At 63.4% G+C, this 23,221-nt stretch carries 21 protein-coding genes; 9 read left to right on the top strand and 12 right to left on the bottom strand.

Annotation, left to right across the window (positions count from 1 at the left end; genetic code table 11):
- The first annotated feature begins 101 nt into the window (after positions 1 to 101).
- Positions 102 to 428 carry a hypothetical protein gene (locus J0909_RS05805; protein ID WP_207261237.1) on the top strand — a complete coding sequence of 109 codons (327 nt, stop codon included), beginning with the start codon at positions 102 to 104 and terminating at the stop codon, positions 426 to 428.
- A gap of 22 nt (positions 429 to 450) precedes the next feature.
- Here the strand turns inward: J0909_RS05805 and J0909_RS05800 are convergent, their stop codons facing one another.
- From J0909_RS05800 to J0909_RS05770, 7 genes are all read right to left on the bottom strand, one after another.
- Positions 451 to 741, bottom strand: coding sequence for a hypothetical protein (locus tag J0909_RS05800; protein WP_207261235.1), 291 nt, complete (start codon positions 739 to 741; stop codon positions 451 to 453).
- 70 nt (positions 742 to 811) lie between these two features.
- Positions 812 to 2,563, bottom strand: a complete 1,752-nt coding sequence (locus J0909_RS05795; RefSeq protein ID WP_207261234.1) for a YeiH family protein — start codon at positions 2,561 to 2,563, stop codon at positions 812 to 814.
- A 235-nt stretch (positions 2,564 to 2,798) separates the two neighbouring features.
- Positions 2,799 to 4,046, bottom strand: a complete 1,248-nt coding sequence (locus J0909_RS05790; protein ID WP_207261233.1) for an alpha/beta hydrolase family protein — start codon at positions 4,044 to 4,046, stop codon at positions 2,799 to 2,801.
- A gap of 91 nt (positions 4,047 to 4,137) precedes the next feature.
- Entirely contained in the window at positions 4,138 to 4,836 is a 699-nt protein-coding gene (locus J0909_RS05785) for a molybdopterin-dependent oxidoreductase (RefSeq protein ID WP_207261232.1), read from the bottom strand.
- A 98-nt stretch (positions 4,837 to 4,934) separates the two neighbouring features.
- Complete coding sequence (locus J0909_RS05780) at positions 4,935 to 6,788, bottom strand: ATP-binding cassette domain-containing protein (protein ID WP_207261231.1); 1,854 nt, start codon at positions 6,786 to 6,788, stop codon at positions 4,935 to 4,937.
- Complete coding sequence (locus J0909_RS05775; RefSeq protein ID WP_207261229.1) at positions 6,785 to 7,573, bottom strand: ABC transporter permease; 789 nt, start codon at positions 7,571 to 7,573, stop codon at positions 6,785 to 6,787. Before J0909_RS05775 ends, J0909_RS05780 begins: the two co-directional genes overlap by 4 nt.
- A 14-nt stretch (positions 7,574 to 7,587) precedes the next feature.
- Complete coding sequence (locus J0909_RS05770; protein ID WP_207261227.1) at positions 7,588 to 8,571, bottom strand: ABC transporter substrate-binding protein; 984 nt, start codon at positions 8,569 to 8,571, stop codon at positions 7,588 to 7,590.
- 294 nt (positions 8,572 to 8,865) lie between these two features.
- Between J0909_RS05770 and J0909_RS05765 the strand changes: the two genes are divergently transcribed.
- Positions 8,866 to 11,493 carry a molybdopterin-dependent oxidoreductase gene (locus tag J0909_RS05765; RefSeq protein WP_207261225.1) on the top strand — a complete coding sequence of 876 codons (2,628 nt, stop codon included), beginning with the start codon at positions 8,866 to 8,868 and terminating at the stop codon, positions 11,491 to 11,493.
- 68 nt (positions 11,494 to 11,561) lie between these two features.
- On the opposite strand, the gene J0909_RS05760 is transcribed toward J0909_RS05765, so the two are convergent.
- From J0909_RS05760 to J0909_RS05750, 3 genes are all read right to left on the bottom strand, one after another.
- The gene (locus J0909_RS05760) at positions 11,562 to 12,395 is read right to left on the bottom strand and encodes a DODA-type extradiol aromatic ring-opening family dioxygenase (RefSeq protein WP_207261223.1); all 834 of its coding nucleotides are present in this window, start codon (positions 12,393 to 12,395) and stop codon (positions 11,562 to 11,564) included.
- 9 nt (positions 12,396 to 12,404) lie between these two features.
- The gene (locus J0909_RS05755) at positions 12,405 to 13,499 is read right to left on the bottom strand and encodes an ADP-ribosylglycohydrolase family protein (protein ID WP_207261221.1); all 1,095 of its coding nucleotides are present in this window, start codon (positions 13,497 to 13,499) and stop codon (positions 12,405 to 12,407) included.
- Positions 13,500 to 13,671: 172 nt separating this feature from the next.
- Complete coding sequence (locus tag J0909_RS05750; RefSeq protein WP_207261219.1) at positions 13,672 to 13,956, bottom strand: hypothetical protein; 285 nt, start codon at positions 13,954 to 13,956, stop codon at positions 13,672 to 13,674.
- 137 nt (positions 13,957 to 14,093) lie between these two features.
- On the opposite strand from J0909_RS05750, the gene J0909_RS05745 reads away from it, so the two are divergent.
- Complete coding sequence (locus J0909_RS05745) at positions 14,094 to 14,282, top strand: hypothetical protein (RefSeq protein WP_207261217.1); 189 nt, start codon at positions 14,094 to 14,096, stop codon at positions 14,280 to 14,282.
- Positions 14,283 to 14,495: 213 nt separating this feature from the next.
- Here J0909_RS05745 and mazG read toward each other — a convergent pair whose 3' ends face one another.
- Positions 14,496 to 15,302 (bottom strand): nucleoside triphosphate pyrophosphohydrolase, encoded by an 807-nt coding sequence (mazG, locus tag J0909_RS05740; RefSeq protein ID WP_207261215.1) that lies wholly within the window; start codon positions 15,300 to 15,302, stop codon positions 14,496 to 14,498.
- Between the two features lie 46 nt (positions 15,303 to 15,348).
- Positions 15,349 to 15,870, bottom strand: a complete 522-nt coding sequence (locus tag J0909_RS05735; protein WP_207261214.1) for a CvpA family protein — start codon at positions 15,868 to 15,870, stop codon at positions 15,349 to 15,351.
- Between the two features lie 188 nt (positions 15,871 to 16,058).
- Between J0909_RS05735 and rfbC the strand changes: the two genes are divergently transcribed.
- The 6 genes from rfbC (at position 16,059) to qrcD (ending at position 23,007) form a co-directional block, all read left to right on the top strand.
- Entirely contained in the window at positions 16,059 to 16,628 is a 570-nt protein-coding gene (gene rfbC / locus J0909_RS05730; protein WP_207261213.1) for a dTDP-4-dehydrorhamnose 3,5-epimerase, read from the top strand.
- Between the two features lie 4 nt (positions 16,629 to 16,632).
- Complete coding sequence (locus J0909_RS05725; RefSeq protein WP_207261212.1) at positions 16,633 to 18,063, top strand: mannose-1-phosphate guanylyltransferase/mannose-6-phosphate isomerase; 1,431 nt, start codon at positions 16,633 to 16,635, stop codon at positions 18,061 to 18,063.
- Between the two features lie 169 nt (positions 18,064 to 18,232).
- Positions 18,233 to 18,982 (top strand): cytochrome c3 family protein, encoded by a 750-nt coding sequence (locus J0909_RS05720; RefSeq protein WP_207261211.1) that lies wholly within the window; start codon positions 18,233 to 18,235, stop codon positions 18,980 to 18,982.
- A gap of 13 nt (positions 18,983 to 18,995) precedes the next feature.
- The gene (gene qrcB, locus J0909_RS05715) at positions 18,996 to 20,942 is read left to right on the top strand and encodes a menaquinone reductase molybdopterin-binding-like subunit QrcB (protein WP_207261210.1); all 1,947 of its coding nucleotides are present in this window, start codon (positions 18,996 to 18,998) and stop codon (positions 20,940 to 20,942) included.
- Between the two features lie 11 nt (positions 20,943 to 20,953).
- Positions 20,954 to 21,769: a menaquinone reductase iron-sulfur cluster-binding subunit QrcC gene (qrcC, locus tag J0909_RS05710; RefSeq protein WP_207261209.1), complete on the top strand. Its 816-nt coding sequence runs from the start codon at positions 20,954 to 20,956 to the stop codon at positions 21,767 to 21,769.
- 11 nt (positions 21,770 to 21,780) lie between these two features.
- Entirely contained in the window at positions 21,781 to 23,007 is a 1,227-nt protein-coding gene (gene qrcD, locus J0909_RS05705) for a menaquinone reductase integral membrane subunit QrcD (RefSeq protein ID WP_207261208.1), read from the top strand.
- Positions 23,008 to 23,221: the final 214 nt, after the last annotated feature.

The following is a 23,221-nucleotide window of genomic DNA, read 5'->3' as shown; positions in this document are numbered from 1 at the left end:
GACGGTTCTTTCGTTCGGACCGTATGTTTTGTATAGGGCGGAAAAGGAGTCCCCGTCCGGGGAGAATCGTGATGGGCGGCGTGTTGTTGTTTGGAGCGGCTATGTTTGTGGGCCTGGCCACGGCGGACATGTTCGTCCGGGCGTGGACCGGCGTGTTGCGCTTCGCCGCCTTGCTGGTCCTGTATTTCCAAGGGCGGATCTCGGGGGAAGTCCTGTTCATCCGCCTGAACACGACCATCCCGCTCATCCTCCTATGCGGCCTGACTCTGACCGCCGTTTTCCTCTTGTATTTCCGTTCCTACGGGCTGGGACACAGCGAACTGGAGCAGTTGGGCTACTTCCTCGCGGCCACGGCCCGCACCGTGGTGTTCCTCTGGGGGCTCAACCGGCGCATCGAGGCCATGTTCGACCCCCGCGACAACGGCTGACCCCCCGAGCCGAGGCGGCCGCCTAATAAGCGGGCGCGCCCGTGGCCGACCCCACGCTGGGCAGGGGACCCGGGCCATGCGGCATGTACTCGATGGTCGAGCGGGCGTTGTGGTCGGCATGACCGACGATTTCCAGGTCGGTGTAGTAGAACATGCCGGTGTCGATGTTCTCCCGGACGATGAAGTCTCCCAGGGTCCGGAAGTCCTGGGAGGCGTTGACCAGCATGGGCCCGGCCACATAGGTGAACACCCAGATGACGGCGCAGACCGATACCAGCGCCAGGATGCGTTGCGGAAGGGTTCGATTTTCCATGTCTAAGGCTCCTTGAAGGGGGTGAGGGGGGCCGGGCGGGCCCCCCTCCGTTTTTTTGGGGTGGAAGCGATCAGATCTTGGAAGTGATGTCCGGGAAAACCACGTAGAACATCAGGTAGGCCATGGCCAGGGTCAGGGCCAGGTTCAGGGATTGACCGCAGACGTACAGGATGAGCGGCTTGCCGCCCTTGAAGTAGTGCTTCAGCTCACGGAAGTTGGTGGCCAGACCGATGGCGGCGAAGGACAGGCAGAAGAACCAGCCCCGGAACAGCCGCGAGAATCCGCGCAGGACGCCCTGGTCGATCATGGTGAAGCCCGTGTCGGAACCCAGCGCCGAGTAGGCGATGGAGAAGATGACCGAAGCGGTCAGGAAGCCCAGCACGAACTTCGGGAAGCGGTGCCAAATCTCCATGGCCCCGACCTTCTGTCCTTCGACACAATCCACCTTGGTGCACCAGTAGACGGCGATGCCGAAGGCGGTCACGCCGATGAGCACGTTCTGGATCATCTTGATGGTTGCGGCCACGTACAGGGCCTTTTCGGACAGGAACGCGCCGGCGGCGGCCACGGCGCCGGTAGCGTCGATGGTTCCGCCCATCCAGGCGCCGCCCAGGATGTAGGGCATGCCCGTGGCCTTGATGACGGCGGGCATGACCACCATCATGATGGAAGTGAAGACCAGGGACAGGCCGATGGCCAGGGTCAGCTCCTCCTTCTTGGCCTTGCACGCGGCGGCCGCGGCGATGGCGGCCGAGGTGCCGCACACGGACATGTCGGCGGAGATGGTCATATTCAGGGTCTTGGACGGGAGCTTGATGACCTTCTGGCCGAAGATGAAGGTGGAGATGAGCACCACGGGGGTGACCACCCAGGCCACGAAGATGCCGGGAATGCCGATGGCTACGATTTTGTTGAAGAGCACCTCAGCACCGAGCAGGACCAGGCCGGTCTTGATGAAGAATTCGACCTGCAATGCCTTCTTGGCCCATTCGGGGGTACCGATGGTGTTGGAGATGATCAGCCCGATGGCGATGGCCCAGGCCGCGTAGCCGATACCGTATTGCTTCATGGTCGCCTGTCCGGCCATGACGTAAGAGAGCACGCCCACGGCGAAGACCAGGATGAAGCCTTTGAGAAACTTCGTGCTGCTGCCGTCGATGAAGTGCATGCCGATGGCGAAGAGCACGCCAAAGCCGACGAACAGAGTGAGCAAGCCCGGGAACAGGTTGTACGGTTTGTGCCCGATTTTCTTTTTGGCCGAGGACTCCTGGGAGCGGAGCTTCAGCCAGTGCTCGATGGCCGTGGATGCGTTCGCATTCAATTCGGCACTCTGATATCCGGCGGCCTGGGCCTTGGCCTGGGCGGCCAGGGCGGCTGCCTTGCCTTCGGCCGCAGCGGCTTTGGCGGCCTCATACTTGGGCATTGCCTTGGCGTTTTTGGCGTCTGCCTGGGCCTTGGTCTGGATGAAGCCGTTCAATGGGTTGGTGGACCAGGATTTGGGATGGGCCAGGAACGCGCCGATGGCCTTGCCGATGGGTTGGCTTTTGGCCTTGATCTTTTCCTTGGCGGTCTGGGCCTCGTACCAGGCCACGGTCTTGAACGGGGCGGATTCGGCCTCGTGGGCCATGATCACGTTGGCCGCGGCGAATTTCTCTTCCATCCCGGCGGGTTTGTTGTTGAAATAAATAAAGGTACCGACGATGAGGATAATGAAACCGAGCCAGATGGCCCAGTAGTCCTCTTTCCTCCAGAGATCGGACCACGAAGATTTTCCCGTATCGACGACGACGTCGGAATTCTTCTCGACAACTTGTTCAGCCATTCTCACATTCCTCCACAAAAGTTTCTCTCAATGGCGGACCGCCAGGGCGGTCCTTTGGACCCAACTTCTTGTCTCCTTGCTCAAAGCAAGGAGCGGGCCATTCTTTTGTTGAGGATTTTTGCTTGAAATTACAGGATATTTTTCAAAACACGTCGGCCGAAATGCAAAGTTGTCTTTGCGGTTCGGCCGACGGTGTTGGAAAGTGAGCTTTGCAGTGGAAGGCGGAGCGGGCGGATCAGAAGATTTCGTCCAGCCAGTCGAAGAGGACCTGTCCGACCAGGCTCCTGTTTTCCATGATGCAATGGTTGGTCGCGCCTTCGTTGGCCGGAGTGATCACCAATTTGCTGCGTTTGTCCGGGAAGCCCTCCAGGGCGATTCGCTGCTGGCGCTTGACCTCTTCGCTGTGATACTCGCCTTCGCCCACGATGAGCAGGGCCGGCGCGGCGATCTTGCGCGCGTCGAAGGTGTTGCCCTGGTTGGCCTCGATGAGTCCCTCGGGGTTGTCCACGCCGTAGCGTTCGCAGATGGATTCAACGATGCCCGCATGGAAGGAGGACCAGGAGGCCATTTCCTCTTTGTCGGCCACGGCGGCGGGCATGGCCGCGAACAGCGGATGGGCGTTCACTACGGCGGCGCTCATGGCGATGGCCTTGATGCGCGGGTCGTGCATGGCGGCCTGGGGCACGAACAGCCCGCCGCCGCTGATGCCGTAGGCGGCCAGGCTGGCCGGGGCCACATCCGGGCGGTCCAGGACGTAGTCCACTGTTTTTTTCATGGCCTTGTAGGTATCCGTGCGGAAGATGTGGCCGCTTGCGGGGAGCATGCCCTGGCCCGGCAGGTCCACTGTCGCGAAGTTGTAGCCGCGTGCGTGGGCCTGGGGCTCGATGTAGAAGAACAGGTCCTCGATGAAGGTTTCGCCGCCGCCGATCATCAGCAGCGTCTTGGCGGGCTGGCCGGAGTCGGCGGCTTTGCGGAAGTAGCCGGGGAGCACCGTGTCCTCGAAGGGGACCTCGAAATATTCCAGGGGAGGATCGAACAGCGGCCCGGCCATGCGCATCAGTTCCCGGCACTTCCGCCCGCGCGCCTTGAATTCCGGGGCCGACGTCGGCATGGCCAGCAGGGAAATGCGATAATAATAGGCCGCGCGCAGCAACTGGTCGCGCGCGCTGACCGTGTGGCCTCCTTTGAGCGATTTCAGTCCGCGCGCCTCCACACGGTGGGCCAGCCGGAACCATTCGGTCTGCCATTCGGCGGCGTTCCCATCCTTGATCCGCGAGGCGGCATGGAACGCCTCGCCGATTTCCGCGCCGCCGTTGCGCGTGGCCCCGAGGACCAGGTTCCCGAAGTGGAAATCCATGTCCGTGTCGTGGAAAAAATAGCTGAACGCGGTGGCATGGGCGTCGAACGCCTTTCCCTTTTCGGCAAAACCGGTGGCGGTCGCCGACAGCATGATGACCGTCAGGCAAAGTAGGAGCTTCTTCATTGGAACAACCTAACCAGGTCCGAGTCTTCTCGTCAATCTCGCCGGAAGGCGGCCTGCTTCGGTCCGGCGTGTGGGGACGCGCCCCTGCGAGCTAGCGCGAGTAGCGTTCTTCCTTCCAGGGATCGGCGGAATTGCTGTAGCCGCGTGTCTCCCAATAGCCCGGCTCATCGCGTGAGACGATCTTGAGTCCCTCCACCCATTTGGCGCTTTTGTAGAAATAACGGTCCGGGACCACCGCGCGTACCGGGCCGCCGTTGGGCCCGGGCAGGGGCGCGCCGAACAGGGTGTGGGCCAGGAATACGTCCGGCTTGCGGGCCTCGTCGAGCGGGATGCTCGTGGTGTAGCCGTGGGCGGCCTGGATGACCATGAATCGGCCGTCCGCCGAGGGACGCGCCCGGTCCACGAGGACTGAAAGCGGGACGCCGCGCCATGTGGCGTCCAGGAGGGTCCAGCCGGTGACGCAATGGACATCGCAGATAAAGTCCTGCTGGCCGAACTCCATGAATTCCCGGAAGTCGATGTTGAAGGGCGTTTCGACCGCGCCGTGGACGTGCAGTCGGAAGTCTTCCGGGCGGAGTGAGCCGGGCCTGCCTCCCATGTCCTCGATACGCTCGATGACGGTCTGGCCCGGCGGGACGCGGGGCCGTCCGTCCGGTCGGAGCTGGGCGGCCAGTTCCGTCTGCCGAGCCTCCCCGACGGTGGCGAACAGGCCGGGCAGGCCAATGGCGACCATGGTTCCGGCCGTTACGGCCAGGAATTCGCGGCGGGACAATCGGGCGTCTTCGTTCATGCGCACTCCTTGCGGGTTGGGACCGGGCCTTGCGGGACCGGCATTTTGCCATGTTTGCATGGTGGCAAAGAGTGGCGCAAAGGACAAGGGAAAAGCGGCTACCTGCCCATCTGGCGACCCAGGCTCGGCCCGAGCAGGGTTTCCGCCTGCTTGGGGCCGAGGTCCATGCGGTAGAAGAGCCGGTAGAACTCCCGTATTTCTCGCACCATGTCCCAATCGAACCACTCGGGGTAGAGCAGGTTGGTCAGCCAGATCAAGCCCATGAGCCGATTCACGGACGGCGGCCGGTCGAACCAGTGATACATGCCGCTCGGCGGCTCGAAGATGGCGTTGTTGCGGGTCGCCTTGAGCCGGGACCAGAAGGGATCGGTCTTGGCGCGGTTGTAGAGGCGTTGCGGGGACTTGCCCTCGTCCGAGAGCATGATGATCACGTCCGGGTCCCAGCGGGCCAGGTCGGTCGCGCATACGGGCGTGCGCCCGCAGCCCCGTTGTTCGTGGACTTCGGCCACGTTTACTCCGCCCGCGTATTCGATGATTTCGCCATGACGGGAGCGCCGGGGCTCGGTAAGCAGGCCGGTGGGCGACTGGGCGTAGTAGACCGTCCGCCGTTCGCCGCGCGGGATACGGGCGACCGTCCCGGCGATGGTGTGGAATTTGTCTTCGAAATAGTCGGCCAGGAGGTTGCCGCGGTCCGGTACTCCGATGAGCGCGCCCACGCGCCGCAAGACGTCACCGGTGCGGTCCAGGCAACCGTCAAAGACGAGCACCGGAATGTTCAGCTCCCGTTGCAGCCGGTCGGCCTCGGCCACCTCGACCTCGTCCATGGCGAACAGGGTCAAGGAAAGGATCAGATCCACACCGTTTCGTTTGACGGCCTCGCCGTCGAAGGTGGTCTTGCCGCCGCCGAAGTTTCCGCCTTTGACCCCGAGGACCGGCAGGGAAAGGTATTCCGGGCTCGCCAGCATGCGTTCGGGCGGCATGGGCGGCATGCCCAGTCCCGCGATTTTTTCGGGGGCCAGGGCAAAGAGCAGGGCCGTGACCATGGGGTTGTAGCCGAAGACCTTGTCGATCCCGGCGCCGACCTGGACCTTGCGTCCGGCCATATCCGTGGCCAGGACCGTCTCGGGAAGATGCACGGGTTTGAATTCCACCATGTTCACCTCGTTTTTCGCGGCGGATATGCCGGTTGGCGCGGCGGGCGCGAGCGGGGCGTCGCCGTGATTGCCGAATGCCGCCCGCACGGCCGGGGCGGCCAGGAGATCGGAGACGGTCCGTCGGACGAAGTCCGCGTTCCGGTCCGCCAGGGGGCGGTCGATGGGCTGGTCGTGGACCACACGGCCCGGCGACGGGGCCAGGATGACCACGCGGTGGCTTAGTGCGGCGGCCTCGGCGAGATCGTGGGTCACGAACACGGCAGCCAGGCCGCGCTCGACGATGAGCGACCGGACCAGGTCCTGGAGTTCGCGGCGCAGGCCCATGTCCAGGGCGCTGAACGGCTCGTCCAGGAGGAGCAGGTCCGGCCCCACGGCCAAGGCCCTTGCCAAGGAGACCCTCTGGCGCATGCCGCCGCTCAATTCATGCGGGAATTTCGTCAGGTCGCAGGGGGCCAGGCCCATGCGTTCGGCCAGCCTCCGCGCCCTGTCCAGACGGTCCGCGCGGGATGCGCCCATGGCCTTGAGCCCGAAGGCTATGTTGTCCACGGTGCGCCGCCAGGGGAGCAGTCTCGGTTCCTGGAAGACGCAGGCCGTGTGCGTGAAGGTATTGACTGTCCGGCCCTGCCGGGGGGCGAGCAGTCCGGCCGCCATGTTCAGCAGGGAGGTCTTGCCGCAGCCGGAACGGCCCGCCAGGGCGAGGACCTCTCCGGGGCCGACGCGCAGGGTCACGTCGGTCAGCACCAAACCGGCTCCGTAATCGTGGCGGACGTGTTCCCAGCTCAGCTCGGAGCCGTTCATGAGGACGAGCTCCCCTGCCTCCACGGTTCCAGGCGGCGTTGCAGCGGTTCGAGCAGGAGCAGCTCCACGGCCAGGAGCATGGCCAGCAGGACGATGATCCAGGCCAGGGCTTCGGCGGTGTCGAGATTGATCCGGGCTAAGGCCATGTCCGCGCCGATGCCGTCGGTGGAAGCGAGTAGTTCGGCCATGACCGCCACCTTCCAGGACAACCCCAGGGCCGTGACCAGGCCGGGGAAGAGATAGGACAGGATGTGGGGCAGACGCACGTCCCAGAAGAGCATGGCGGCCGGGGTGTCGAAGGACCGGCCCATATCCTCCAGGCCCTTGTCTCTGGTGCGTGCTCCCTCCATGGCCACGGCGAAGACGATGGGCAGTGCGGTGACCACCACGGTGAACACGGGCGTCAGGCCCGTGGTCCCGAACCAGAGTATGGCCAGGACGATCCAGGCGATGGGGGGGATGCCCAGGAGCATGGCGGTTATTGGCCTGAGGGTCTGAGCCAGGGCGGGCCGGAGCCCGGCCAGGATGCCGATGCCGCCGCCGAGCAGGGCTGCCACGGCGAATCCGCCCAAGGCGCGTCCGGCCGTGATCAGGGCCGCCTTGAACACCACGCCTTTCAGGGTGAGCCGCCATAGCGCCCGGCAGGCCTCCCATGGGGAGGGAAGGATGAACGGGCCGTAGAGGCGGCTTCCCCCCCACCATAGGGTGAGGAAGAGTGCCACGCCCAGGGCCGGGTATCGGAAGCCCCACAACTTGGGCCAGATCGAACAGGCTGCGCGCGCCATCCTTCCTCTCGCCCTTAGCCCAGGTAGAAGGCCTTGTCCGGTAGTTTCCCGCCCACCAGCTTGGGCGACATCTCCATGAGGGCCTGGTAGTAGAACTCCAGGTCCTTGCGTGCCTCGGCCGCCGGACTGCGCCGGATGGGGAAGGCCTCCAGGGACTTTTGCAGCACCGGGGCCTTGAGCCCGAAGAAGTCGGCCGACTGTTGCGCGGCCTCGGCCGGGTGCGCGTTGATCCAGTCCACGGCCCGTCCGATGCCGGTCTGCAGCGCGGCCACGGTCTCGGGGTGCTCCGTCGCCAGGGAGGCCTGGCACATGGTCCCGCCCAGAGGCAGGGGCAGGGCGTTGCCGGTCACGGCTTGCCATTCGTCCTGAATGACGATGCGCGTCGGCTTCGAACCGGAGACCTTGGCCTTGAGTACGGCCGCGGTGGCGGCGGGCTCGGGCAGCAGGACCGTGTCCGCGCGTCCGGACAGGAACATCTGCAACGCCTCGAAGGGCGAGTCCGCGTAGGAGACGGTCAGGTCCGAGTCCGGATTGATGCCCTGTTTTGCGGCCAGATAGCGCACGATGGTGTCCGGGGTGTCCCCCCGGAAGAACAACAGGACTTTTTTGCCCTTGATGTCCGTGAATTTTTGGATGGACGGATCGCGGGTCAGGAAGCTGAGGATGCCCCCGTTGTTGACGTCCAGCAGACGGATCGGGAGCCCTTTATTATAGAGAATGGCCGCCGCGTTGGCCGGGCCCGCCGAGACCTGGACCTCGCCCGAGATCAGCCAGGCGCGCATGATGTCTGGATTGCGCCATTGTTTCATCGTCATGGCGGGCAGGTCGGCGGACGCTCCTTGTTCGGCCAGACGGACCAGGGGAAGGCTCGCGGGCGCGGGCGGTCCGGCCAGCGCGAGTTCGGCCGGGGCCCCGGCAAGTGCCCGGGAAGCGGTCATGAAGGGGAACAGGGCCAGAGCCCCTGCGCTCATGGAGAGGAAATGCCTGCGTGTGATCATCGGAGAACTCCCTTGCAACGGTGTTGGCGAGGATGCCGGACGGGCGCGCCGTTTACGTATTGCCCGGGGCGCTGGACCGCCGGGCGGAATGCGCCTGTGGACAAGCCTTGATATGTAGTACCGGGGCCGGTGCGGCGACAATGTCGTCACGCAAACATGCATATGCGTGACATGTGGTCCGCGCGGGACTTGATCGCGGCGTTCGATTGTGCGACCTCATGATCGTGGACGGGAGCCGCCCGTGCGGATGCCCGCGAACAGGACGGGAAAAAGCGCAATCAGGAAGTATGGACAATGAGCCGACGTGAGATCGTGACTACCTGCACGCGGGACTGCCCAAACACCTGCGGCCTCGTTGCCGCGGTGGAGGACGGGCGGCTGGCCGGGCTGTCGGGCGACCCGAACCATCCCCTGACCCGGGGGGCATCGTGCCATAAGGCAGCCCGATACATTGAGCGCGTATACAGCGCCGAGCGGATTACCCATCCCCTGCGCAAGGTGGCTGGCCGGTGGCGGCTGGCCTCCTGGGATGAGGTCCTGGACCTGGTGGCCGACAAACTGAAGCGGGTGGTCGCCGAATCAGGGCCCGAGGCGATCCTGTACTATCAGGGATACGGCGAACGCACGGCCCTCAAGCTCCTGAACAAGTATTTCTTCAATCTGCTCGGCGGGGTCACGACCCTGCGCGGCTCCCTGTGCGGCGGAGCGGGGCAGGCGGCCCAGAATCTCGACTTCGGCCAGCGCGTGTCCCACGATCCTCTGGATCATTATAATTCCAACTCCATGATCCTGTGGGGGCGCAATCCCGCGTCCACCAACATCTCCCTGGTCAGGATCGCCAGGGACGTCAAGAGGCGCGGCGGCCGCGTGGTGGTCATCGACCCGGTACGCAGCCGGTCCGTGGATTTCGCCACCGACCACATTCGGCCCAGGCCGGGGCGCGATGGCTTCCTGGCCATGGCCGCCGCCAAGCTCATCCTTGCCGCCGGGGCCGAGGACCGCGATTTTCTTGAAAACCGGGCCGAGGGCTGGGCCGGATTCAAGGCCATTCTCGACGGCTTCGCCGCGCCCGAACTTTGCGCTCTGGCCGGAGTGCCCTTGTCCGGGGCCGAGCTGTTGGCCGATACCCTCATGCGTAGGTTCCCGACCTCCATCCTGCTCGGTTGGGGGCTGCATCGCCATGCGCATGCCCATTACATCATTCGGCCCATTGACGCCCTGGGCGGCATCGCGGGCATTCTCGGAGTGCCGGGAGGCGGGGTCAGCCAGGGGTTCGAGGAGTACGGTCCCTACGACCAGGCCTGGTGGGGCGACCATCTGCACCCGGGCCGCCGGACCTTGCTCGTCGCCAGGCTGGGCGAGGAGATCTTGAATGCCCGCGCCCCGGAGATCCGCATGATCGTGGTTACGGCGGGCAATCCCGCATGCATGGCTCCCAACGCGGACAAGGTCGCCATGGCCTTCAAAAAGGCCGAGATGGTCGTCTACTCCGGGCATTTCCTGGACGACACCGCCGAATTGGCCGATGTTTTTCTCCCCGCCACCACCTTTCTCGAAGAGGAAGACCTCGTGGCGGGTTACGGCCACAACTTCGCGGGGCCGGTGAATCCGGCCATCGAACCTGTGGGGGAAGCCATGTCCGAATTCCGGATGTTCCAGGAATTGGCCGCACGGTTCCCGTTTGCCGGGGAATACCGGCGGCCTGTGGACGACTGGTTGAATCGGATCTGCGCGCCGCTCTGGGCGCAGGGCACGGACCTGGAAAGCGTGCGCAGGGGCCCGGTTCGCCTGGACGCGCCCATGGTGCCGTATGCGGACGGCGTATTCCCCACCGAATCCGGCAAATTCCGGTTCATGACCGAGTTCGATCCGGCCGTTCTCCTGGCCGGGGACCCGGAGTATCCATACAATCTTCTGACCATCGCGCCCCATGATCATCTCTGCTCCGAACGGACCATGGCCGGGCACGACGCCCTGCCCACAGTGGCCCTGAACGCCGACGAGGCCCGCAGGCGGGGTGTCGCGGACGGCGGCCTCGTGCTGGTGCGCAGTCCCCACGGCAGGCTCATGGCGCAGCTCAAGGCGGACGGGGCCATGCGCCCGGACGTGCTTGTGGCCGAGCGAGGCGGCTGGAACAAGGCGGGCCATGGGGTCAATCGGCTGACCCGGGATATTGCGTCCGTGGTGGGCGGGGGCACGCCGTTTTACGAGACCCGGGTCACGGTGGAGCCGTGCCCCGGGGACGGAATCATCGGTTCCCGGGTGCTGGTGGTTCGGCATTCGGACGAGTCGTCCGGCGGCAATTTCACCAAGGAGCTGGCGCGGCGTGGGTGTCTGCTGACCACCGTCAGGGCCGGGGTTGGGGAGGCGCTGCCCGCGTCCTCGGAAGGATATGACCGGCTGGTGGTTCTGGACGGCCCGCAACAAGCCTGGGACGATGCGCGCTCGCCGCATTTCCCGGCGCTCCTGCGGCTCATGCGCGACTTCGACGCTGCGGGCAAGCCTGTGGCGGGCATCTGTCTGGGCTGTCTGCTTCTGGCCCGGGCCCACGGCGCGTCCGTCCGGGCCATGTCCAAATCGGAGTCCGGCTACGGGCAACTCGTCCTGACGGCATCGGGCGCGCGGGACCCGGTTCTGGGGCGGGCTGGGGCGATTCCACCGTTTATGGAGGCCCACGCGGATACCTTCGACCTGCCCGGAGGAGCCGAGCTTCTGGTTACTGGCGCGGCCTGCGCCAACCAGTGCTTTCGGGTCGGCAACGCGTCCTATGGGTTCCGGTTCCATCTGGAACTGGATTTCCTCGATGCGAAATTCCGGTTCGCCGACGAAGTTCTTGCCGGGTCCCACGGTCGTTTCCCGCTCTTTATTGCGCAGTCCATGGATTTTTGCCGGAATGTGGCCGGGAATTGGCTTAAGCTTTAGGCCTGTGTCAGGCTGGCAAGAAGGGTGAGCCTCCGAGCGAGGCTCTTGCTTTTGCCGTGGCCGGGAGATTACTTCGCGCCGTTTCCGGTCGGCCGCCAGAGGCAGGTGGTCGCGCTCTTGCCGAAGATGGTCAGGGAAAAATACTCGTCACACGGGCGGCCCGCCGCGCCACAGCAAACGTGCAATGGCAGCAGATGTTCCTCGCGGGGGTGACAGTAGCGGGCCCGGGGGGCGGTTTCCCAGCGGGCCAGCCTGCTTCGGCGTTCACCGATGGTCAGGGCCGGGTCGGCACAGGTCTTCGTGAGCCATTGCTGGAATGCTTCGTTGGCTTGGGCGGTTTCGACCGTGTCCGGGGTGAAGAAGGCGCGCATGTTGTGGAAGGAGAAGCCCGAGCCGAGGATGAGCATATTTTCCCGGTCGAGTCCGGCCAGGGCCTCGCCCAGGGCCAGATGCGTTGTCGGGTCCAACCCCTTGACGAGCGAAAGCTGGACGCAGGGAATGTCCGCCTCGGGGTACATGATCTTCAGCGGGACGAACAGTCCGTGGTCGAAACCGCGCTCGGATTCCATGCCGCAGTCCACGCCGTTGCGGGCCAGGATGTCCCGGACCGCGTCCGACAGGGGCTGGTCGCCCGGAGCGGGATAGGCGATGGCATAGGATGCCGGGGGAAAGCCGTAGTAATCGTAGAATAGCGGCGGGCGGTCCCCCACGGTCACGGTGGGGATCGTTTCTTCCCAGTGGGCGCTGATGACCAGGATGGCGGACGGCCTGGGAATTCGGGCGGCGAGGACATTCAGGTTCCGGACCATTTCCGCGTGAGCCGGGTCCCCGAGCAGGGGCAGTGGTCCCGCGCCGTGGGAGAGGTAGATCACGGCGTGGCTGTCGGATCGGCTTGCGCTCATGCCGTTCTCCTATCCTCGGGACGGATTGTCCGCCGCCTGTTCGGCCAGGGCGAGGGCCAGGGCGCGCAGGGTTTCGCCCTCCTCCAGGCCGTTGATGAATCGTTCGGGGATGCGGGACAATCCCGCCCGGGCGCCTGCCAGGGCTCCGGTCAGAATGGCCCGGGCCTGGTTCTGGCCGCCGCCGTTCACCGCGTGCAGTACGGCGGATTCGAAATCATCGCCGAACCGGGCCGCCAGGTAGTAGGCCGCCGGGAGCATGTGATAGACGGCGCAGGGCATGCCGTAGACGAGCGAAACTTTCCAGGCGGGCTCGATGCGGATGTCCGGATCGGACGCGGCCCGAGCCATGTAGCTCGGAGAGAGCAGGGCGTCTGGAGAGGCAAAGCGGCCCGCGCGCGGCGGGTCGGGATCGCCGGGCCTCGGGGGCTTGAGCCCCTCGCGGGTGACGGCGTGGAAAGGCAGGGTGCCCTTCTTGACGAGATCCATGAGTCTGTCGGACAGGCGGGCGTCGAGGGGGTAGCCCTGGACGATCTGGGCGAGGACCGCGCCGTAGGCCACGGTCAGGGACAGGACCAGGTCGTCCGCCTGGGTCAGGGCCGCGTTGCGGCTGACCGTTTCGGCCAAGCGGGCCGGATCGAGGGCGTAGCGCACGGCCATGGCCAGGGTGCGTTCGATGGCCTCGGTGGTGTCGGCATGCCCGGCGGTTTCGCCCCAGGGACGTTTTTGCAATACCCGCCTGCGCCAAGCCTCGCGGATGGACTGGCTGGTGTAGCCGCCCGGCCCGTTGGCCGGTTCGCCGTTGAGCAGCGGGAAAAGCTCGGCATCCATGCGGCGGAGGAAGTCCGGCTCGTCGTAATCGCCACATTCGATCAGGGAGCGGACGGTCAATTTGAGGATGAATCCCGATTGGGACAACTGGCCCGCCTTCATGCCGTCGTGGTATCGGCCCGGCATGGGGTCGGCGTAGTCGCTGATCCAGGGGCCGTAGTCCCGGCGCAACTCGTCCAGGTCGTAGTACCAATGCGGTCCCAGTCCAAGGCCGTCGCCGATCCAGGCGCCCATCAGAGCTCCCGCCGCGCGGTCCCGTATCGTTTTGTTCGGCATGGTCGCCTCTTGGGTGTTGCGGTTGAGGGAAGGCGGTCGGGCCTTCTTGTATGGATATACTATGGCGGATGGACTTTTTGTGAAAGAAATATCCCGGCGCGGACGGAAGTGGAGCCCCGCCGTCCCGGCAAGGGGCGGCGGGGCTTTTTGCCGAGGCGTTATCTCCGGACCTTCAGATGATGGTGTCGAAGACCGAGCCCGTGGCGTAGGGGCCGAGGACATCGGTCTGGAAGTTGTAGCTCTGGGCCAGGCCGGCCTTGTCTGCCGTCGAGGTCCCGGGGTTCATGTAATCCAGGGTTTTAGAGACGAGCGACGCTTCGGCGGAAACCTCATCCACCGGGGCGGGGCTCGGGCCGCTGTCGTTCATGTAGTCCAGGGTCTCGGAAACCACGGCCGCGCCGAACGTTTGTTGATCGAACGGCGAGTAGCTTCCGAAACCGCCGATTGCCATGGTCATAACGCACCCTCCTGCCTTCAGGACGGAAATAACGCCTATCCGTTTTATCGGCTTTTCCCTTCAGAGGTTTAGGGGGGTGGTGAAAAAATATTGCCCAATGAATACAACTGTGTGTAAGATGGGAAAACGGAGGTCCCATGAACATCGACGTAACATGGCTGATTGTCGCCGTCATTCTCAGCGTTCTGGTGGGCGTGGTTCTGCACCGCTGGCAGCGTCCGGTGCTGCCGAGGCTGTATGTCTGGATCACCATTATCGGGACCCTGTTCGCCTCGTATTACATTCTGAATGTCTTCTTCGGGACCGGACGCACGGGCTGGCCCTGAGTCGGTCGGGCCGGAAGGGGATCAATGGCCCGAGGTGGCCGGGGAGGGTTCCATGGACAAGACCATGATACTGATCGCCGCCGTGGCCGCCGGAGCGGCCGCGGGCTTTTTGCTCTACAGGAAGTTCAGATCGCGCTGCCTACCGTGAATGCTGCTGTATGCAGCCATCGGCGCGGGCGCTGCCGTATTCTATCTTTTGGTGTATCTGTTCGGCTAGGACCGTTCCCAATCCTTGACCTCGTCCCATAGGGCGTTCATTTCGTCCAGGCTCAGGTCGGGCAGGTTCAGGCCGCGCATTTCGGCCAGTTCCTCCATTTTGGCGAACCGGGCCAGGAATTTCTGGTTGGCGAAGTTCAGCGCCGCGTTGGCTTTGATGCCTTTGCGCCGCCCCAGTTCCACCAGGGTGAACAGGTAATCGCCGAACTCGCGTTCCGAGTCCTCGGCGTGGCCCGAGGCCAGGGCCTCCTGCCATTCGTCCCATTCGTCCCGCAATTGTCCTTCCACGTCCCGGTCCGACTGCCAAGTGAACCCGTTGCGCGCGGCCTTGGAGTGGATGCGGTACGCCTTGAGCATGGGCGGCAGTCCCGAGGGCAGGGAGTCGAAGACTCTTTTGCGGTCCGTGTCCTTGTTTTCCTCGCGCTTGGTTTTCTCCCAATTGTCCCACAGCTCGGTGATATTGTCGAAGTGCTTGTCGCCGAAGACGTGGGGGTGGCGGCGGATCATCTTGGCAGCGCTGTAGTTCAGGGAATCGGTCAGGGTGTGCGACCCCGCGCGTTCGTACAAGGTGGCCATGAACAGCAGGATGAACATGACGTCGCCCAGTTCCTCCATGGCTTCGCGGGGATTGCCCGAGCGTATGCCCTCGATGAGCTCGAAGGATTCCTCGGCCAGGTAGTCGCACAGGGTCAGGGGCGTCTGTTCCTTGTCCCAGGGGCAGCCGCCGGGTGCGATCAGGGCGTCGATGACTTCGAGCAGTTCGCCCAGGGCCGCGGCCGGGGCGTCGTGGTTTGTTTCGCTCATGGCGAATCTCCTTGCCGAAGCGGGGAAGGGGTTGAAGAAAGAGCCGCTATTCGGCCTTTTCGCTTTCGCGGATGCCTAGCGCGTTCCTGGCGGAATCCACGGCCTCGGGCAGGTCCACGTATTCACCCAGCGTGTTGACCATGTGCTGGGCCTTGGGCGCGATGTACGATTCGGCCAAGAGGTCCGCGTGCGGCGCGAAGGTCTGGAGGAACATGAGTCCGACCAGGCAGATGAGTACGCCTTCGAGCAGGCCGAAGACCCCGCCTAGGGTGCGGTCTATCCAGCCGAGCAGCGAGATGTCCAGCACGCTGCGGATCAGCTTGGTTATCAGCCAGACCACCACAAGGGTGCCGATGAAGATGAGCGAGTAGGACAGGGCGCTGACCGTGATGTCGTTGGCGATGTACAGTTTGAGGTGTGGAGCCAGGACGTCGTCGAATCGGGAGGCCAGGAATATGGCCAGGACCACGGCGATGAGCGACAGGACTTCCTGAACCAGGCCGCGGAAGAAACCGCGCAGGAGGAAGAGGACGGTGACGCAAATGAGAATGATGTCCAGAAAATTCATGTAAATGCACCCATGAACGGCTGAGGTGAACTTCCTCACAGAGCCCTAGCAAACTGCGCTCGAAATGTGAACCGCATTCACAGTATATTTTGTAATGGGGCGTGGTCGGGAAACCTGGTCGGGGTTGTGTCTCCGGGCGAACTCGGCTACATGATCACCATTCGTTCATTTTCCACAAGGAGTCATGAGTGCAGATCCACGAGACGGAGTTTCCCGGACTGCTTGTTTTGGTCCCCCAGGTCTTTCAAGACGAGCGGGGTTTTTTTCTGGAAAGTTACAATATCAATCATTTCAGAGAGATCGGTATAAACTGTGAATTCATTCAGGATAATCACGCCTACTCCAAGGACGCAGGCGTGTTGCGCGGCTTCCATTTCCAGGTGCCGCCTGTGGCCCAGGCCAAGCTGGTCTGGGTGACGCGCGGCGCGGTTCTGGATGCGGTGGTCGATCTGCGCAAGGGCTCGCCCACTTACGGCCGGGTGGCGCAATTTGTCCTGAGCGCCGCCAATTTCAAGCGCATGTTCATCCCCAAGGGATTCGGCCATGCCTACGTGACCACCATGCCGGACACCGAATTTCAATACAAGGTGGATGCGCCCTATTCCCCCGCTCACGAGGGCGGCGTGGTCTGGAACGACCCGGACGTCGGCATGGATTGGGACGCGCCCCTGGCGGGCCGGAAGCCCATCCTTTCCCAGAAGGACCTGCAACTGCCTGCTCTGGCCGATTTCGAATCACCTTTTATCTTCGAAGGTTGATCGCATGAACCAGATCCCTCCCGTTGAGCGGACGCTTTCCGAAGATTGCCACGCCATTATTCTGGCCGGCGGGTCAGGCACCCGCCTGTGGCCGCTTTCCCGGAATCTGCTGCCCAAGCAGCTCCTGGTCCTGGGGGGGGCGACCACCCTGCTGCAACAGACCGTGGCCCGCGTGCTGACGGTTTTTTCGCCCGATCACGTCTGGGTGGTGACCAACGAGGAGCACGTCTTCGAAGTCCGCAAGCAGGTGGCGGTCCTGGAGCCGTCCCTGAAGGGACAGGTTCTGGCCGAACCGTTGGGGCGCAATACCCTGCCCGCCATCATGCTCGGCTTGGACAAAGTGGTCGAAGCCAACCCCAAGGCCCTGGCCGCAGTCTTTCCGTCCGACCACCTCATCCGCAACGGCGAGGCCTGGGCGGCCGACCTGGCGCGCGGTTCGGAGATGGCTGCGCAGGAGCGCTTCGTGACCTTCGGCGTGCGGCCGGACAAGCCTGAAACCGGCTACGGCTACATCGCTTTGGGCGAAGACCTCGGCGACAACGCCTATTCCGTGAAGGGCTTTGTGGAGAAACCGGATTTCTTGACCGCCGACCGTTTCCTGCGTGAGGGCACCCATCTGTGGAACAGCGGCATGTTTCTGTTCGCGGCCGAGAACTTCCTGACCCAGGTGGCCCGTTGCGAGCCGGTCCTGTGGGATTGGTGGGAAGGGCGGAAGGAGACCCCGCTGGCTCAAGGATATCGCGACCTCCCCGATATTTCGGTGGATTACGGCGTGGTCGAGAAAATCGACAACATCACCGTGGTCCGCGCCGGATTCGAATGGGACGACCTGGGCAGTTGGGAGGCCATGTACCGGCTGGGCGACAAGGACCCGGACGGCAACGTGATCCGGGGCGACGTCTTGGCCATCAATTGCAGGAACTGCCTGCTTATCAGCGAGGGCGGCAAGCTGGCCGCTTCGGGCCTGACGGATACCATCATGGTTCAGACCCGCGACGCGACCCTGGCCTGTCCCATGGACAGCGTGCAGAGCGTTCGCGATGTGGTCGCCGCCCTCAAAGCCGAGGGCAGCCGGTTGGTGGAGAGCCATATCACGGTTTACCGCCCGTGGGGCAACTACACGGTGCTTGAGGAAGGGCCCCAGTACAAGATCAAGCGCATTCAGGTCAGTCCCGGGGCGCGGTTGAGTTCGCAGATGCATCACCATCGCAGCGAGCACTGGGTGGTGGTGGCCGGCACGGCCGAGGTAGAGGTGAATAACGAGCCGCGCGTCCTGGTGGAAAACCAGTCCGTGGATATTCCCAAGGCCGCCCAGCACCGGCTGGGCAATCCGGGCAAGGTCCCGCTGGACATCATCGAGATCCAGAGCGGGCCGTATCTGGAGGAGGACGACATCGTCCGTTTCGATGATGTCTACGGCCGGACGAAGAAATAGATTACGGTCTTTGCCGGTGGGTTACCTGCTGGAATGCCTAAAGTTTTCGTTGTCAGTGAGATCGTGAAAATTTTCATATTCCCTTGACACGAAAACGATTGGTGCCGTATGGGAACGTAGTTTAATTGGTGTGATTTTCACATTAACTTTAGAGTGATGGGGCGAGGTTATGGAGGAAAGAAAAACGTCGAAACGGTGTGGGGGGGTGTTCCCTTTCATCATCGGCTTCCTGGCTACCTGCGTCTTGGGTTGGGCTGTAATTCCCGGCCTGTTCTTCGCTGAAGAGGAACAGCCCGTGTGGTTCAGTCACGCCGTGCACGTGGACGGACAGGGGATGGATTGCGAAAGTTGTCACTATTTCCGGGATGACGGCTCTTATGCCGGTTTCCCGACCAACGAAGTGTGCGCCGAGTGTCACGCGGTCGATCCCGAGGAGGCTCGGGAAGCCATCGCCGAAGAGGGGATCGACCTGAACGACTACGCGGCCATCATGAAGGCCGGAATCGGTGCCATCGAGGACAATCTTGCTTCTTCGGACGAGGACAAGATGCAGGCCGAGCGCGAGTACGTGGTCAAGTACCTGATCCAGGGCAAGGAAGTTCCTTGGCTCAACTATCAGTACCAGCCGGACAACGTCTATTTCTCGCATGCCTCGCACAAGAACCTCTCCATCGAGGAACTGGCGAGCATGAAGAAGGAACTGTCCGACGTCGTCGATCCCTCGGTTTTCGAGGGCGAGGCCCCCGAGCAGAACTGCAATCTCTGCCACCCGAAGGATATCCAGACGAACGACGTGCCGCCGGCCCTCCAGCGCAACGTCCTGTCGGGATACAGCAAGACGACCATGAAGATGTGGAAGTGCGAACGGTGTCACGCCCTCAAGGGCCAGCCCAACGCCTGCTACACCTGTCACAAGTAAAGGGGTACTGAGAATGAGCGTAGCACGCAGAACTTTTATTCAGTTGGGTGCGGGCGCCACCGTCGGTATTCTTTTTACTCCGACGGTTTGGAAAGCCCTTGATGATGTTTCCATCTGGACCCAGAACTGGCCTTGGATCCCCAAACTGAAATACGGGGCGGTCGAGGCCAAACCCACCGTGTCCAAGATGTGCGAGTCCGGCTGTGCCGTTAAGGTTCGCACCGTGGCCGGTGAAGCCTTCGGGACCATGGGCAACGTGGACAACCCGCTCTCCGGCGGTGGCATCTGCCCCCTGTGCGCCAACGGCGTCCAGGTCAAGAACAGCCCGAACCGGATCAAGGCCCCCATGCTCGACGGTCAGGAGATCTCCTGGGAGAAAGCCCAGGAAGTCGTGGCCGAGAAGCTGGCCGCAGCCGGTTCCAAGGTCGCGGTCATCTCCGGCGATCAGACCGGCACGGTCAACGAGGTCTTTTCCGCACTGCTTAACGACAAGGGCAGCGACGCCTTCTACGTCATGCCCTGCGACATGCAGGCGGCCGACAAGGCCTGGACCGGCCTGATGGGTGGTGCCGGGCAGGTCGGCTATGACCTGGAAGGCGCGGACCTGGTCCTGCTGGCCGGGGCCGACGCCCTGGAGTCCTGGGGGCCGACCGTGGCCAACCTGAAATCCTTTGCGGCCAATGAGTCCGGCAAGTTCATCTTCGCCGGTCCCATGCAGACCAAGACCGCTTCCGTGACCTCCAAGTGGGTCCCGGTTCCGGCCGAGGGCATGGCCGCCTTCACCCTGGGCCTCGCCTACTATGTCCTGCAGGCCGGGAAGACGGTCGGCGCTGCCGACTTCGACCTGTTCCGGTCCATGGTCATGAGCGAATACAGCCCGGCCAAGGTCGAGGCTGCCACCGGCGTCAAGGCCGACCAGATGGCCGCCCTGGCCAAGCAGTTGCTGACCGCCTCCAATCCGGTGGTCGTTCCCGCGGGGCCCGTGGCCGCCCATGGCGCGGCTTTCGCCCTGAACCTGCTGCTCGGCGGGGCCATGAAGGCCCTGCCCGAGTTCGCCAAGGCCATCCCCTCCGCCATGAGCCGCTCCGAGATGCTCAGGGCGGACATCCTGGACGGCGTGAATACCGACCTGCTGTTTGTCTACGAGGCCAACCCGGCCTACGCCCTGCCCGAAAAAATCAAGGCCGGTTTCACCGTGGCCTTCGACATGGTCCAGACCGAGACCACGGCCACGGCCAACCTGGTTCTGCCCAGCCTGCATCCCTACGAGCGGTTCGACGACCTGGCCAGCCCCTACGGCCTGGCCGCCGCGACTTACTCCCTGGGCGTGCCGGTTTCCAAGCCGTCCGTGAACGCGGCCAACGCCGCGACGTTCATCCTCGGCTTGGCAGACCTCGGCTTCGAGACCTTCGAGGAGGTCCTGGGGGCCAAGGTGGACGCCATCGGCGCGGACATGGATGCGTTGCAGGGCGGTGAGGCCTTTGTGGTCGAGGGCGAAACCCCCGTGGCCGCCAGCTTGGCCGCCAACGTCCTGGGCAAGGCCGCAGTCCCCGTCAAGGGTACCGGCGCTGTGGGACTCGTTCCCTATACCCTGCTCAGCGTCGGCACCGCCAATCGGGCCACCACGCCCAACGCGCCGTGCACCATCAGCAACAACCAGTTGGTCGGCGACCACATGGTCGTCATGATGGGTTCGGCCACGGCCAAGCAGCTCGGCGTCTCCGTCGGCTCCATGGTCAAGCTCTCCGGAGGGAAGGGCGAATGCGAAGCCCTGGTGCAGATCTTCGAAGGCGTCATGCCCGGCGTCGTGGCCGCTCCCCTGGGGCTGGGCCACACCGTGGGCGACGAGTTCTCGAAGGGCAAGGGCGATAATGTCTACAAGATTCTCACGGTGAGCTCGGAGGCTGCCGCCGGCGCCTCCACATGGGCCGGTTCCACTGTGAATGTCGCCAAAATCTAGGGGGAACCGACATGAGTCATTTTAAAGAATTCAAGATCAAATGGGGCATGGTCATCGATATTGACAAATGCACTGGCTGCGGCGCCTGCATGGTCGGCTGCCAGGTGGAAAACAATATCGCTCCCATGACCAAAAGCGACCCCTATAACTATGTCCAGGCCCTGACCAAGCCGCGCGACGACGCGTCCAATAAGCTCAGGACCCTGACCTGGATGAACGTCTACGAATTGTCCAACGGGAAGTCGTTCCCGGAGCATGAGACCGCCTATCTGCCGCGTCCCTGCATGCAGTGCGGCAACCCGGCCTGCGTGCCCGTCTGCCCGGTCGTGGCCACGGATAAGAATGAGGAGGGCGGTATCGTCTCCCAGATCTATCCCCGCTGCATCGGCTGTAGGTACTGCATGGCTGCCTGCCCATACCATGCACGGTACTTCAACTGGTGGGATCCGCTCTGGCCCGAAGGCATGGACAAGGGCCTCAGCCCGTCTACTTCGGTTCGCCCGCGCGGTGTGGTCGAGAAGTGCAACTTCTGCCACTCCCGCTATCTGGAAGCCAAGGACAAGGCCCGTCTGGACGGCGAGGACCCGATGAACCTGCCCGAGGGCGCGTACACCACCGCCTGTGCCGACATCTGTCCGACCAAGGCCATCACCTTCGGCGACCTGAACAATCCGGAACACAAGGTTCACGAACTCATTCAGAGCCCCAATGCGTTCCGTCTGCTCGAAAAGCTGGGCCTGCACCCGCAGGTCTACTATATGTCCGAGCGTGAATGGGTCCGCAAGCAGGGCGATAACTATAACGCCGAAGCCGGCGGACACCACTAGGAGGCTGTACAATGGATAGCAAACTCTTCCCGGAAGGGGTGCAGCGCTGCTCTTTCGGCCAGTTCCTGATCTGGACGGTCGTCATTCTGGCCTTCTTCCTGTGGGGCCTCTACGCCGCCGTGCTGGTCCTTTATAACGGCATCGGCACCACCGGCCTGGACAACTACTTCGGGTTCGGCGCCTGGATCACCTTCGATCTGGCCGTCATCGCCCTGGGCGCAGGCGCGTTCTTCACCGGCCTGCTCAAATACATTCTCAAGATTAAACAGCTTGAGAAGATCATCAACCTGACCGTCGTCGTGGGCTTCATCTGCTACTCCGGCGCCATGCTGGTCCTGACGCTCGATATCGGGCAGCCCGGCCGCGCGTGGTTCGGCTACTGGCATCCGAATGTCCACTCCATGCTGACCGAAGTTATCTTCTGCATCACTTGCTACTGCACCGTCCTGATCATCGAGTTCGTCCCGCTGGTCCTGGAGCAGAAGCAGTTGAACAAGGTACCCTTCATCCACGCCCTGGCGCACAACATGCACGTGAACATGGCGTTGTTCGCCGGTATCGGCGCGTTCCTGTCCACCTTCCACCAGGGTTCCCTGGGCGGCATGTATGGCGTCCTGATCGGCCGTCCCTTCGCCTTCCGCGAGGGCTTCTTCATCTGGCCGTGGACCTTCTTCCTGTTCGTCCTCTCCGCCGTGGGTTCCGGGCCGGTCTTCACCGTCCTGGTATGCACCTTCATGGAGAAGCTGACCGGTAAGAAGCTTGTGGACTTCAAAACCAAGGCCCTCATGGGCAAGATCGCCGGCACCATGCTGACCGTCTACATGTTCTTCAAGATCCTCGACACCTGGGCATGGGCCACCGGCTACCTGCCCTCCGTCGGCTTGACCTTCGACCAGATGTTCTACGGCCTGGTTTACGGCAAGTGGCTGCTCTACACGGAGATCATCCTGTGCGGCGTGGTCCCGGCCATCATGCTGATTACCCCGTCCATCCGCAATCGTCCGGCCCTGCTGTACACTGCGGCCATACTGGACTGCATCGGCGTGTCCCTGAACCGGTACATCTTCACTGTCCAGACCATCGCCTTCCCGGCCATGCCCTTTGACCAGTGGCAGGTTTACGTCCCCAACTGGGTGGAGTACGCCTCCTCGATCATGATCGTGGCCTACGGTTTCCTGGTCCTGACCCTGGTGTACCGCTACCTGCCGTTGTTCCCCCAGGAGCGCGAGTTGAACTAGGTTCGCAGCACCGTCACCAATTGCGAGGCCGCTCTTCGGAGCGGCCTTTTTTTATGGCGCCGCCCGGCGAGGGCGGTTCGTCTGAAACCGGAAACCATCCGCCGGACGGGTTGTCGCGGTTGTGGCGCAGGGGCTCGGCGGCGCGTTTTACGATAGGCTTAAATGGGCCTCGGAGGGGCTGAGCGGCTGGGGAGTGCGTAACCCGGGACCGTGA

It is taken from the genome of Desulfovibrio sp. Huiquan2017 (assembly GCF_017351175.1).
Taxonomy (GTDB): Bacteria; Desulfobacterota; Desulfovibrionia; order Desulfovibrionales; family Desulfovibrionaceae; genus Pseudodesulfovibrio.
The sequence above is the reverse complement of the archived record's forward strand: the minus strand, read 5'-3'. Positions and strand labels throughout refer to the sequence as shown.